Below are 12,667 nucleotides of genomic sequence, written 5' to 3'. Positions count from 1 at the left end.
ATCCGTGGTCACCACGAGCCCGAACCTCGGCATACTCGTCCTGTCTGCCTGTCTCGCCCGTGGCTGGCCACGGCGCGGCCTTGCCGACCGCCTCCAGCACTTCAGCGGCCGTGATCCCAGTTTCTGGAACTCTCGTCGGGCGCTGCACACTCAGCAACTCATGAAGCCTGAAGTTGGGGGCGCCTATGGCGTCGTCATTCTCGACGACCATCTGCGGCCACTCGCTCCGCACAAGCACGATGTCGAGGTCAAGGGCGAGGTTGACTAGGTATCGTAGGCGCCTCCGCGGGGGAGGATCCGGTTCCAACGCCGAGACACCTGGCCGTCTCGACCCATTGACGACACTTCTGTCGGTGGTTACATGTAGTGTCACAGTCGCCTAGGAATCGAAGCCACTGGCCGAATGAACCGATGTTGCACGGCCCGACTGGGGGAGCGGCGCATGATGGGAATCGCTGAGGCAGTCCAAACAACCACCGAGCTCAAGAAGCCACTGACGGCTTTGATCAACAAGGGCTGCTCCCCTGTCGGCGGCATCTTCCGACTCGACTACGACTCTGCGGTGGTCTTGACCGATGACTTCAAGAAGCACCAGGCCGGAGGCGTGCCTCGCGGCGGATTCCTCCTCGCCGTTGCGGGAGAGAACACCGAGTCCGGATTCGTACTCGAAGATCAAGAGGTCATCCTGCTCCGGGTACGCGGGACCGCACCACTGCCGAACGAATCCGAACTGATCCAAACACGCCTGGCGGTTGTACGTGACGCTGGCGCCTCGGGCGTTGGCTTCGACGACGTGACTGACGTGCTGACCCGCAACGAGCTCCAGCAGTCCGCCTTCGACTGCGAAGTACTCGGAACCTTTTACACCGAGACCGACGCCCGCGACGCGGTGATCAAGTACGGCGCGGACATCGACAACGTGGTTGTTTCAGCGCGGTATCAGGTCTTCCTTCCATCAACGGACGTACTCTCCTGGCTGGCCTCCTACCCTCAGCCTGCTGACGACCGAGATGCCCTCTCTATCGGCAAGGTTCGGTTCGCGTCCACACGTCGCAAGGCGCTGATCGCCGGCACTGACCAGGCCGATGTCCGCATCGACGTTTCCGACTTCATCGGCCGCAAGACCGCCGTGTTCGGCATGACGCGGACTGGCAAGTCCAACACCATCAAGACGCTCGTGACAGCTGTGCATCGCTACGGCTCCGAACATCAGCGTTCCATCGGCCAGCTCATCTTCGACCCTCAGGGGGAGTACGCCAACGTCAACAAGCAGGACGGCACAGGTCTTCGTCTACTCGGCGATGACGACACCATGGTGCGGATCTACAAGGTGGAGCCCGACTCGAGCGACAGCCGGGAGAAGCCTCTGCGCATCAACTTCTACGATCGTGAAGTTCTGGACGCAGCATGGAGCCTCGTCAGCGAAGCAACCGCATCGGTCAACACCAACTACGGTAAAGACTTCAGGTCGGCGGTGCTCGTTGAGCCCGAGAGGAGCGATCACAGTGCTCACGCCCGTTGGGAGTGGGCCATGGTTGCCTTCTACGGACTCCTGGCGAAGTGCGGCTTCCGAGGGGGCTCACTGCCGCAGGACCTCGTCGTCACGGCGAAGGCAGAGCAGATACAGCCGTTTATGGCAGCCAAACCTGGTGCGGTCACTACGGCAGGCCGGGGCAAGTACCGTGTGCGGACGCCATCTGACGCACTCGCACTAGCAGAGTGGGCAGGAGAGAGGCGTGGCGATTTCGAGAAGTGGCATGACACCGAAAAGTGTCACTTCGCCCACATCTGGGGTGTCTACAAGTACACGGGAGTCACATCCGCCATCCGCACCATCCGTCCCTTCCATGGGGAGCAGTCGGCTGGCGATGTCGGAGAGCACCTGTGGCAGGACATGTGCACGGGGCGCCTCGCCATTGTCGACCTCTCCAGCGGCAATGACCAGGTCGCCAAGGTGATGTCGGAGCGTATCATTACGCACCTGCTGAACCGCGCGAGCGAACGCTTCCGCGCGGACAAAGATCCGGTGGACATGCAGATCATCGTGGAGGAAGCTCACAACCTCTTCGAGCGCGGGGGACGGGACGTGGCCGATGACCCATGGGTGCGTTTGTCGAAGGAGGCCGCGAAGTATCGGATGGGACTGATCTACGCAACGCAGGAGGTCACCTCAGTCGACAAGCGCATCCTGTCGAACACCTCCAACTGGTTGATCGCGCACCTCAACTCCGACCACGAGACGCGCGAGCTCGCGCACTACTACGACTTCAAGGTGTGGACTCCAAGCATCATGCGGGCCGAGGATGTTGGATTCGTGCGCATGAAGACCTACTCCGGCAAGTACATTGTTCCGGTGCAGATCGCGAAGTTCGATCATGCGATGGTAAACGATGCTCGGAAGGCTGCTGGGCTGGCCAGCATCAACGCCACCCCTGCCCCCGAGGGCGAGTAGGCCATGTCCTACGCCGGAGAGAAGGCCTCCCGCCTTGGACATGTAGCAACAGTTCGCAACGAGGCTGTCAAGGCTGCGCTGCAACGTTGGACGATCACGAACGGGCGCCCCAACAGTAGAGACGACATTGAAGGACTGTGCTCTCCACTCGAAGAGCTTCCACTGGTTGGCAGTCTTGATGACGTCGAGTTCTCGATCACAGTGGACGGCTCGGACACCGAGGTCGAGACGACCCGAGAACATCCAACCGTGAAGGTCGGCTACCTTCGGGTCGCTGGCTCGATGGTGCGGCTCGATGTCTTCCGAAGTCTCGCGCGAGAGAAATACATCGACCCTCGCAAAGTTCGCCGCTCCTACACCGAGTATGCCTTCGATACGGCGCTGCCCGGGTCACTGCTGGCTCGACCAGGCATGAGCGGTGTCGACACCTGGCGCACTGAGCTCGACGCGTTCCTGAGCAGTTCGCGGTTCGACTCAAGCACTACCATGACTCTTGCTGATGGCCTTCTCGCGCTGCATGGCACTCGGGGGGCTGTTGCCACGAGGATCCCGCTTCGTGTCTGCCCTTGCTGTGGGCTCAAGGCCGCAGATGAGAGCACGCTCGTGGTCACAGCCACGGGCGGCACCTGCCCGTCATGCAACGAGCAGCTCTACCTCGCGGACGTTCTCCGCACGCACGAGGAGTATAACGTCGAGGGCTCAAACTTCACGCCCATGGGACGTGTCATGACGGCCGCAGAGCGTTTGATGTCCCTGTGCTACCTCAACTTCTTCGCCGACATGGCACCTCACGTCCTTCGGCACACCATCTTCATGACTGATGGACCTCTGGCTCTATTCGGGCCTCTGGCCCCGCTGAAGCGTCGGTTCCAGGAGCATCTCAGCGATCTGAGCGAATGGTGCTCCCAACGTGACCTCGTCGCACCCCTCCTCGTGGGCATCGAGAAGACCGGGACGTTTGTTGAACATGCTGAGCAGATCAAGGACTTGATACGCCCTGGTCACGTCATGCGGCTCACCAACGAGTACATCAACCGCATCTCGGGACGACCAGCGACCAATCACTACGGCATCGATGAGTTCTACGGTCGCCGCTTCATCTACCGCACTCGCGCTGGAGACCCGCTGGTCATCACGGTCTTGCCGGCGCCAGGATTGTCACCCTACGACGACAGCCAAGACGTGGAAGGCTGGGACGCATACCCGACACTACGTCTGATCTGCGAAGTCCTTGACTCACTCAGGACCCGCATGTACGAGCATGCCGTAGTCCCCATCGCTCTCGCACACTCGGCGGCAGCGTTGCCTCTCGGCGTGGGACGCTCCGTTCTCACGATGATGGCGCAGCAGAACATCCCTGGGCTGAAGCTCGACATCCAGGCTGTGCGACAGCCGACCTACTTCGAGAAGTAGGTCTAACGGTGCGCCCGAACGTCCGTACGTCCGGCAAAATACGATCATGCCTGCTGTGACGTTGCCGCCAGCCGCCGTCTCTGTCGGCGAGCTCGCCAAGATCGCCGAATCCTACGGCACTGGCGAGGCGATCAGTGCGCAGGCTCGGCCTCTGGCCAAGGAACTTGCGCCCATCGCCCACGAGCTCGCTCGTGGCCGGTACCAGTCCGCTCTACGCTACCCCGGCGCCAAGTCGTCACTGGCCCCCGTAATCGCCCGAGTGATCACGTCGGCGAAACAGTCCCCAGTTGTGCCGGAGATCAACCTCCTCGTCGAGCCCTTCGCCGGCGGCGCGTCAGCATCACTGCGCATGATCGGGGAAGGAATCGTTGACCGCATCCTCCTTGCGGATGCCGATCCACTCGTCACCGCCTTCTGGCAGGCGGCCGCCGACGATACCGAACGACTCATCGATCGGATGCACGATGAGTGGAGGCTATATGTACGCGACGGTGGTGCGACAGCCGTTGAGCGGTGGGACTACTGGCGCGCCTGGCGCCCGCGGTCAAACATGTCGCCGCGCAATCGCCGGCTAGCAGCAGCCATGCAGTGCCTCTTTCTCAACCGCACGACCTTCTCGGGCATCCTGCATGGGAAGGCTGGGCCCATCGGCGGCCGCGCCCAAGCAAGCAAGTATCCGATCGGATGTCGCTGGAACCCTGAGGCGCTCGCCGAGCGTCTCCGCTATGTAGGGCACCTTTACAACATCGGGCGCTTGGTCGACGTTTGGCGCAAGGACTGGCGTCAAACATTGGACGACGTTCCCGAGCACTACCCGCAACTTTTGCCCTCTCGTGTGGTCGCTTACCTCGACCCGCCCTACGTCGAGAAGTCGTCGGTTCTCTACCGGACCTCCTTCGACCCTAGAGGCGGCTATGGTGGCGACCGACTCGGGGCTTCGCGGCCCACCGACGACACCTTGCACCTCGAACTTGCCGACTACCTGCGCAAAAAGGCGCAGTTCAGATGGCTGCTCAGCTACGACAACCATCCGATGCTCACGCAAAGCGAATGGCTGTACGCACACGACCGCATGACTCCATCGAAGCTTGATCGCGACACCCTCGGTGTGCGCCGTTGGCGAATTAGCAAGCGCCTGGTTGCCACTCGCTACAGTGCGGCCGGTCGCGTGGGGAAGCGAGCTGCTAACGAGTTGCTGATTACAACTCTGCCTCCGGCAACAGTTCCGCTGGATGAGCAACTCCGCCTACCGTGAGCAAGCGAAGCGGTCCGCAAACCCGGCCGCCGTTGCGCAACCGGAGGTATCTCTCCAAGCGCTCTTCCAAGATACCCGTGGTGACGGATGGTGTTCAGGCGAGGAGTATCAGCCACCGCTTGACATAGAGAACCACCCACCGCTGATCGCAGGTGACGGCGGCCTCGACCGCCTTTACCATCAACTCGTTGTCGACGGAGTCGAAGAACTTCTGGACGTCCAGGTCCAGGACCCAGCTCTTGCGCTGGCACCGCTCGCGGCAACGCGCAACCGCATCCAGCGCGCTGCGCCGAGGCCTGTACCCATACGAGTCGTCATGAAAGATCGACTCCGTCCGGGCCTGGAGCGCCAGCGCCGCCACCATCTGCGCCACACGATCCGCCACGGTCGGCACCCCGAGCACCCGCGGTCCCGCCACCATGCGGCTTGAGGATCTGCACCGCCTTGACCGCAGGAGGAAAGTAGGTCCCCGACGACGTTCGATTCCAGATCCGATACAGGTTGTTCCTCAGATCGGCCTCGAAATCGGCGATGGACTGCCCGTCCACTCCGCCAGCGAGGAGGCGCGAATCGCCCAGCGCAAGGCCTACGTCATCTTGGACGGCACCCTGGCCCATCGACCGGCTATTGGGGCCGGGCGACCGGCTGTACTACAGCGGCAAGCACCACCGGCACGGGGTCCCGCTGGAACAACTCCGTCCGGAACACCGTGCCGTCCGGGCACATGGCCAAGGACCTGAAGTGCGCATCTCCCGGACGCTCACCCGCACCGGCCGGCGCGCCGAGCTCAAGCCGGACGACTCCTTCCGCGTCCTCTGATCCACGTACCTCTGCCTGCCGCTGTTGGTCGCTCCAGGTGGGCGCGCGCCCTGCCCACTGGTCATCTGGCCTTTCGTCGGCTGATCATCCCTTGCCGCAAGGTGGCCCACGCGGGCGGTTCCGTCCATATCCGCGAGGCCGAACACCCATCGCATGAACGACAGCACACCCAGGCGATAGCTCCGGCAGCCACGTCACGGCTTCTGCGTCGCCGTTCCGAACGGGTTGTCGATGACGTAGCGCCAGATTCCGTCCTCGCCGCGTCGCGCCACATCCGTGGCGGTTCCCTGGATGTCGACCTCCTCGCCATCCGAGGCGGTGCCGCTGATCGTCCAGTCCACGATGAGCAGGGCGATGTCGTCGGCGACGTAGACATGACGGGGCTTGACCTCGATGGGAAGCCCAAGGGCCGCCATGCGGGCATTCGCCTCGCGACGGTCGGCCCCGGTCGTCGGCTGTCCCGGGCTGCCGACGAAGACGCCGCCCGCTTCGTAGACGCGCTCGATGGCGTCGGGATCGCCGGTGTTGAACGCGGCCGCGAAGACGTACGGCTGCTGTTCCGGGCTGGTGGCCAAGGGGAGATCGCTGCCGGATGGAAGAATCTTGTTGGTCATGGGTGCAGCGAAGCAGGAGATCTCATGGCTCACCAAACGGTAAGCATCGGGTGGGACGAGGAGCTCGTGCCGACCCCGACCGGACGCACTCAAGCCCCGTCACCGGACTGCCCGGTCGAGGTCGCCCTCGCGGCGATCGCGGGACGATGGACGACCCTTGTGCTACGAAACCTCATGTCGGGTGATGCCTACTCCTACACGGAATTGGCCGCGACACTGCCCTCGCTCAGCGACAAGGTCCTCAGCGATCGCCTGAACGCACTGGTCTCCGGCGGCCTTGTGGAACGAACCATCACCAACGGGTTCCCACCGCGAACCGAATACCGCATCACCGACCGCGGCAGAGAACTACGTCCTTTGCTGATCGAGCTGTACCGCACCGGCCTGGCTCTCCAAGCCCACGACGCCCGAACAGACCGCTGACGCCAACGCAGCATTCGACGGGCATCCGCCCTAGCGGTCCCACACCACAACCCGCGTGGCCAACGTCCATGGGCAGCATGGTTCGCCCACGCAGGGGCGTCCGGTCAGTCCTTTGGGCCCGAGCCGCGCTCGTCGGTGCGAAGGCTTGCGGCGATCCCGCCGAGGATCTGTGCGAGACCGGCCCGGAACGCGCGTTCGGCGCCGTGAGAATCATGGGGCCTCCTGGCGTCACGGATCACCCTGGTCACCATGGGATGGCCGCCGGGCGGCAGTTAAGGTGACGCAAATGTCCACCGCTGTTCTGGTCATTGCCGCGGCCCTATCGGGGTTGGGCGGGGGGATGTTGCTCCGGCCCGCCGCGGATCGCATGCTGCGCCGTCGGCCGTCGTTGCGGTCGTTCCGTCGCGAGCTGACCGGGCCACGACCGGGCCTGGCCTTCTACATCATCCCGCCCGGCCTGGGAGACACCGATGAGATCGTGGCCGAGCTGACCGCGGGACGCCGGCCCCGGCTCTGCCTGATCGGCAGGCTGTGCGGACCGCTGCCGTACGACAGGGACGCCGTCCCCGAGAAAGCGCTGCATCGGGGCGCCCTGTGGGTGGCACCCGGCCTGCTGATGTTCGATCCGCGCGGGGACACGGAGATGAGCGTCCTGGAGGCGCCTTACGGGGTGGACGTGAGCGAGCCGATGCTCACCGAGGCCGGACGGCCGGTCCTCACCCTCGACCTGGGAGACGGCGTCCTTGTCTTCGAACCTGCTCCAGACATCGACCTCGAACACGCCTGGAGCCGGATCCGCTCCGTCCTGGAGGACACCGCCGCCTGATGCGAGCCGCGGTCGGCGGGCATGGCCCTCGCGGCGCTGTTGGAGATGGTCGTCGCCTGTGACGCGGATGATCGGCAGATGGAGCGATGCGGTACCGGAACGGGCGGCGCAGCAGATTGCCTACGGACGTGGGCAGCCCTCCGAGGGGACGAGAGGGGGGCACAACATGACTGGACCCCTTGACCTCAACCCAATTGGTCAGCAGCTCGGCGAAGGCTTCTTTGAACTTCTTGAATCCGAAGATGGCGCGGGGCCGGTGTTGAGTTCGCCGGGGACGGCCTGCAGGTAGTCCCGGTCTTCGGTGATCGTGGTGCCTTCGGGGAAATGCTCCCGTAGCCGGCGGTTGGTGTTCTCGCTGGTGCCGACCCGCAGTCCCAGGTGAGCGACCGGCGCACCACGTCCGGCAAGCCCCGGCCTGGCCGATGACGGCCTCGGACACGGTGGTGGCGTCCCGTCCGGCCGGCGGAACCAGCACCACAAACCGCGACACCCGCTCCCACCGCGGTCCTGCCGTCGTTGCCGACCGGGGGGATCCCCCTCCCCAGTGCCCGGGGTCCTGCCGGCCGATGGCATCGGCGCTACGGTCGCCGATCCACCGGATCCCGCGGATCCGCGGTGAACGCGGCGCGCGTCCGTGCACGGGCCGGCAGCGGGTGCGGCCTGAGCGCAACATCGGACACCAGCGGCCCAGTCCGCCTTTGGGCAGTGCGTAGATCCAGCCGTAGATCGCCTCGTGGGACACGTGTACATGCTGGCCGGCGGGGTGATCGATCGGCGACCGCCCGGCCACCTGCTGCGGCGACCAGCCCTGCTTGAGCAGTTCGACCACCACCAGCCGCAGGCAGGCGCCGACGTCCATCCTGCGCATCTTGGGCCGTCGCCGCGCCCGCCGCGCCGCCCGGCCGGCCCGTGCCGCCCGATATCGGCCCCGGCCGCCGTGCCGGGCGATCTCGCGCGACACCATGCTCGGGCACCGCCCGATCCGTTCCGCGATGACCTTGCCCTGCACTCCCTCGGCGATCCCCAGGGACATCTCCTCCCGGTCCTGCCCCCCGGCGATCAACTCGCCGAGCAGGACTACACCACCCCAGGATCAAGTGCTACGACCGGATGAGGGCAGGCCCACCAGCAATGGACGCCGGGGAAGTGCGCGTCGATCTGGGCAGTGATGATCTCACGCGTCGGCTGTTCAGTTGAGGTGTAGGCCAACCGCCCGTCCGGAGGCCCAGGCGGGGCGGTAGAGCGGCGCGGTCGGTGCACCCGAAGGGATGCTTACCGGATGCCGCGCCCCTCTCACCTCCCTCATGGGATCTCGTTGGGGGATAGGGTCCCCTCCGGTGGCGAGGCCGCGTGGTGCTGCGGCTGTTTCCTTACCGGAGCCCCCTGCGCGTGGTGGCACGTCCGGCTTCACAGCGCAGGGCGGCTCGCAGTTCTTCGGCGCTCGAACAGATCACCGTGGGATCGACACCGGCGGCGGGGTCATGGAGGCTGGCCACCCAGTCACCCGGCCGGCCGTCCCAGCGAACCGCCCGCCAGATCCGATGCCCCGTGAAGTCATGACGCAACTGGGCAAGGTCGCGGTCTTCGAGTGAGGTTTTTGTGTCCATCTTTCGGCCCCTCGGCTTGGCTCAATCGTGAGACAAGGATTCACGCTCGGCGTTACCTTCGGAAGGTTCGTACAGCAGATACAACAACGGGAAGTTGCAGATGACCGCCAGAGAGTCACTGAGGCCGGAAGGTTCGCTCTGGGATCTCATCGCTGTTCAACTGCGTAGACACCGTGAGGAGCGCCGAATGTCCGGCAGCGCTCTGGGTTTGCTACTTGATCTTGATAGGTCGAGTGTTTCACGGCTTGAGTCCGGTCAGGTCAAGCTCCTGGAGAAGCACGCACGCGTCCTCGACCGGGAGTGGGACACGCAGGGCCTGTTCACAGTGCTGGTGCTCTTCGCCAAGGCGGGCCACGACCCGGAGTGGTTCAAGGCGCACTTCGAGATGGAGGTCCGCTCCTCCGAGCTGCGCATCTGGGAGCTCGCCTGGATTCCGGGGCTCTTCCAGACCGAGGCGTACGCACGGGAAGCCGTGATCGGAGGTGGATTCCGGGATGTCGATGCGCGCGTGGCGGTTCGGATGAATCGACAGGAGAGTCTGCTCCGGGATCCCCCGCCGAATCTTTGGGTCATGCTGGATGAGGGAGTCATCAGGCAACCCGTCGGTGGGCGGGATGTCATGCGCGGTCAGCTCGCCCGGCTGCTCGAACTGGGAGAACAACCGAACATTTCCGTACGGGTCGTCCCTCAGCGGGTGGGCGCCCACGTGGGACGGGACGGCTCCTTCAAGATCATGACCGTGGACGGCAGCGACGCCGTGTACGTCGAGGCGAGCTTCGGCGGGCGGCTTGTCGTAGATGCCACGGATGTACGCTCGTACCGAGCGAACTTTGATCGCATCAGCGATCGGGCACTTCCGGTGGATGCGTCCGCCGAGTTGATACAGCAAGTGATGGAAGGGTTCTCATGACTCCCGTCTGGCGTAAGTCGAGCCACAGCGGCAGCGACGCCGGAACGAGCGACTGCGTGGAGGTTGCGCGCCTCGAAGGAAACATCGGTGTGCGTGACTCCAAGGCCGCCGAGGCGCCTCACCTGGTGTTCGGGCGCGCCGACTGGCTGGTGTTCGCCCGGCGTGTGAAGCGCGGGGAGCACGACCTGCCCTGACATCCACCCCCTGGTGTTGCGAGCCTCCGACCCGGTGCGGATCGGAGGCTCGCCGCTCTGTGAGGCCAAGGCCGCGCGGTGCACAGGTTGTCCATGCGCTGGGACAGGGCGAGGTCGAAGCCGGCCTCGCGCAGGGCACCGGCCAGCGCTCCGCCGGTGGTCAGGCGGTCGCCGGCCTTTTTGAAGCGAGGGAACCGGGTGAGGATCGGGAGCACCACATCGCCCTGCCCTTGCGGTGCTGTGGCGGCGTCCTGGCCCGCGCGGTGACCTAGCCGGAGACGATCTCCAGCTTGGCGGGCAGGCACCGGGAGAGTGTTCTGTAACCGAGGAGAAGGCTGCACGATCCAGACGCCGGCATCGTCCGTCCGGGAACAGCCAGGCGCGAGCAGGGCGCAACTCACGGAACAGGTCGCCCTACCGGCACAACGGCCACAGGCCGCGCCGGTTCCCGCCGGGCCGCCGCCCGGCATCGTCCGCTCATGCATCACCAGTTCCACGCGCCTCCGGGGCGGCGTGCGTGTACTCGCCGAGACGCCTTGATCCAGCGGTGTCCACGCGCAAGACCTGCGCCTGAATCGACTCCCGCACGCTACGGGGCGATGGTGTCCGTGTACGCCGCGTCCACCTCGGCCGTGAAGGTGTCCTCGGCTTCGTCGCCTTCGGTGATGGAGACACGGGACGGACGGCTTCGGGACCAGAAGGCGCGCATGTCCGGGCTGGTCATCAGGAACCGTAGGGCGCTGCGGAGTTCGGGAAGCTCGATCGTGTGGGTCTCGTAGGCGACCTTCTGGAGGTTGAGGATGAGGTTGCAGTAGTGGTCCTTGCGGGTCGTCTGCTCCCCGGGCGCAGGGGCGGGCCAGACCGAACGGAGCTCACTGTCCTCGATGGCCATCTTGATCAGGTCGGTGTGCAGCTCGCGCATGGCGAGTTCGCTGCCGCGTGCCTGTTCCTCCTGCGCGATTCGCAACTCTTCACGTTGGTTGCGCAGCTCGCGGCCCTGCATCAGGAGCGTGGCAGTAATCCCCAGGAAGGCCGCACCGGAGAAGAAGACCGCGACCGGGCTGACCGCCTGGCCGATGTCCGACCAGCGCGCCAGCTCGTCATCGTCCATCCGGAGCAGCAGGAGGATCGGGACGAGGACGCAGAGCAGCACGATGACGAGCCCCGCGGTGATCGCGAGACTCACGGGCAGGGTCCGCCTCAATCGGCCTGTCATGACACCGCCGTGTCAGATACGAGATTGGTGCGAAGTGTCGTTGAGGGGATGTACCCGCTCGCCGCGGGCGCGTAGATCGGTGGCGATGTCGAGCAGTCTGTGCAGCGTCTTCGGGTGATGGGTGACCCAGCCGCCCGACTGATGCCCGACGGGGCCGGGCCCGTAGTCGTGGATGAGGGCGGTGTGGGCGTCGAACAGCAGGAAGTCGAAGTAGTCCTCAACGGGAGAGGGCGGCAGGAGGAACTCGATGTTCTCACCCAGCCGCCTGCGCACCTCGTAATTGATCATCTCGTAGCGCAGGTAGTCGGTGAGCGGGTAGGAGAGCAGCCGCATCCGGGTGAACTCCAGGTTCCTCGCCCGCACGTCGTCGCGAAGGGGCTGGTCTCCCATCGCCTCCTCTTCCAGGAGGCGGCGGGCCAGCGCGGTGTCGCCCGCCTGGAACGCCTCCTGCGATCGGACGCCGTCGGCCTCGCGGTAGGACTGCCAGCACTCCAGCTTGAGGAAGCGCCGCTCGGTGCGCGCCCAGGCCGTGCCGAAAGACTCCAGGAAGCCCTCCAGGGTCAGCCGCTCGCTACCGTCCAGTGCCCACGCAGGCGGTCGATGCATCATTCGTCCGGGATATCGTTCTTCGCGGCGATAAGGGTGTTACGTGTGATTCGAACGATCCGTTCATTCGGCGCGCACCGGGCGTCTTTCCATGGACTTTTGCCCAGTTCCTCGGTAATATCGACGCCGATGACCGCGAACGCGCCGTCATTGAGCGTCAGAATGTCAGGAGAACCTGTCGTCGAAGTCGTGTCACCGCGCTCAGCGGGAGCTTTGCCGAGCCGGCCGATCACCTTCATGAGAACCTCCCGGATAGATCGCGCGGCCGATCCTACCCCGTAAACTGCCCCGGAAAACGTCGGTTCGCGCTCATGACCGCACCGGGCCGGCAA

15 protein-coding genes are annotated in these 12,667 nt (G+C 64.9%); 9 read left to right on the top strand and 6 right to left on the bottom strand.

The window, feature by feature from the left end:
• The 4 genes from ACGWYJ_RS28760 to ACGWYJ_RS28745 form a co-directional block, all read left to right on the top strand.
• The coding region (locus tag ACGWYJ_RS28760) for a hypothetical protein (protein ID WP_395109537.1) at positions 1-268 on the top strand (268 nt) is incomplete at its 5' end.
• Positions 269-442: 174 nt separating this feature from the next.
• Positions 443-2,452 carry an ATP-binding protein gene (locus ACGWYJ_RS28755; RefSeq protein ID WP_395109536.1) on the top strand — a complete coding sequence of 670 codons (2,010 nt, stop codon included), beginning with the start codon at positions 443-445 and terminating at the stop codon, positions 2,450-2,452.
• A gap of 3 nt (positions 2,453-2,455) precedes the next feature.
• Positions 2,456-3,865, top strand: coding sequence for a hypothetical protein (locus ACGWYJ_RS28750; protein ID WP_395109534.1), 1,410 nt, complete (start codon positions 2,456-2,458; stop codon positions 3,863-3,865).
• A 46-nt stretch (positions 3,866-3,911) separates the two neighbouring features.
• Entirely contained in the window at positions 3,912-5,120 is a 1,209-nt protein-coding gene (locus ACGWYJ_RS28745; RefSeq protein ID WP_395109533.1) for a DNA adenine methylase, read from the top strand.
• 94 nt (positions 5,121-5,214) lie between these two features.
• Here ACGWYJ_RS28745 and ACGWYJ_RS28740 read toward each other — a convergent pair whose 3' ends face one another.
• Positions 5,215-5,541, bottom strand: coding sequence for a reverse transcriptase domain-containing protein (locus ACGWYJ_RS28740; protein WP_395109532.1), 327 nt, complete (start codon positions 5,539-5,541; stop codon positions 5,215-5,217).
• Positions 5,542-5,747: 206 nt separating this feature from the next.
• On the opposite strand from ACGWYJ_RS28740, the gene ACGWYJ_RS28735 reads away from it, so the two are divergent.
• Entirely contained in the window at positions 5,748-5,939 is a 192-nt protein-coding gene (locus ACGWYJ_RS28735) for a hypothetical protein (RefSeq protein WP_395109531.1), read from the top strand.
• A 194-nt stretch (positions 5,940-6,133) separates the two neighbouring features.
• On the opposite strand, the gene ACGWYJ_RS28730 is transcribed toward ACGWYJ_RS28735, so the two are convergent.
• The gene (locus tag ACGWYJ_RS28730) at positions 6,134-6,586 is read right to left on the bottom strand and encodes a YybH family protein (protein ID WP_395109530.1); all 453 of its coding nucleotides are present in this window, start codon (positions 6,584-6,586) and stop codon (positions 6,134-6,136) included.
• Here ACGWYJ_RS28730 and ACGWYJ_RS28725 point away from each other — a divergent pair.
• Both ACGWYJ_RS28725 and ACGWYJ_RS28720 read left to right on the top strand, forming a co-directional pair.
• On the top strand, positions 6,578-6,976 hold the full coding sequence (locus tag ACGWYJ_RS28725; protein ID WP_395109529.1) for a winged helix-turn-helix transcriptional regulator: 399 nt from the start codon (positions 6,578-6,580) through the stop codon (positions 6,974-6,976). The two genes, ACGWYJ_RS28730 and ACGWYJ_RS28725, sit on opposite strands and share 9 nt — an antisense overlap.
• Positions 6,977-7,343: 367 nt before the next feature.
• Complete coding sequence (locus ACGWYJ_RS28720) at positions 7,344-7,802, top strand: hypothetical protein (protein ID WP_395109528.1); 459 nt, start codon at positions 7,344-7,346, stop codon at positions 7,800-7,802.
• Here the strand turns inward: ACGWYJ_RS28720 and ACGWYJ_RS28715 are convergent.
• Positions 7,693-8,766, bottom strand: a complete 1,074-nt coding sequence (locus tag ACGWYJ_RS28715) for a transposase (protein WP_395109540.1) — start codon at positions 8,764-8,766, stop codon at positions 7,693-7,695. The genes ACGWYJ_RS28720 and ACGWYJ_RS28715 overlap by 110 nt on opposite strands.
• 830 nt (positions 8,767-9,596) lie before the next feature.
• Between ACGWYJ_RS28715 and ACGWYJ_RS28710 the strand changes: the two genes are divergently transcribed.
• Together ACGWYJ_RS28710 and ACGWYJ_RS28705 are read left to right on the top strand one after the other, a co-directional pair.
• On the top strand, positions 9,597-10,319 hold the full coding sequence (locus ACGWYJ_RS28710; protein ID WP_395109527.1) for a DUF5753 domain-containing protein: 723 nt from the start codon (positions 9,597-9,599) through the stop codon (positions 10,317-10,319).
• On the top strand, positions 10,316-10,513 hold the full coding sequence (locus ACGWYJ_RS28705) for a DUF397 domain-containing protein (RefSeq protein WP_395109526.1): 198 nt from the start codon (positions 10,316-10,318) through the stop codon (positions 10,511-10,513). The genes ACGWYJ_RS28710 and ACGWYJ_RS28705 overlap by 4 nt, the downstream gene beginning before the upstream one ends.
• A gap of 589 nt (positions 10,514-11,102) precedes the next feature.
• Here ACGWYJ_RS28705 and ACGWYJ_RS28700 read toward each other — a convergent pair.
• From ACGWYJ_RS28700 to ACGWYJ_RS28690, 3 genes are read right to left on the bottom strand one after another with little or no spacing between them, the layout of a single operon-like run.
• The gene (locus ACGWYJ_RS28700; protein ID WP_395109524.1) at positions 11,103-11,699 is read right to left on the bottom strand and encodes a DUF6082 family protein; all 597 of its coding nucleotides are present in this window, start codon (positions 11,697-11,699) and stop codon (positions 11,103-11,105) included.
• Positions 11,700-11,741: 42 nt separating this feature from the next.
• Positions 11,742-12,338, bottom strand: a complete 597-nt coding sequence (locus ACGWYJ_RS28695; protein WP_395109523.1) for a DUF6879 family protein — start codon at positions 12,336-12,338, stop codon at positions 11,742-11,744.
• Positions 12,335-12,574, bottom strand: a complete 240-nt coding sequence (locus ACGWYJ_RS28690; RefSeq protein WP_395109521.1) for a hypothetical protein — start codon at positions 12,572-12,574, stop codon at positions 12,335-12,337. The genes ACGWYJ_RS28695 and ACGWYJ_RS28690 overlap by 4 nt, the downstream gene beginning before the upstream one ends.
• Positions 12,575-12,667: the final 93 nt, after the last annotated feature.

Source organism: Actinomadura sp. SCN-SB, assembly GCF_043906805.1.
GTDB lineage: Bacteria > Actinomycetota > Actinomycetes > Streptosporangiales > Streptosporangiaceae > Spirillospora.
Note: the sequence above shows the minus strand (reverse complement) of the source record. Positions and strands in the feature narration are given on the sequence as shown.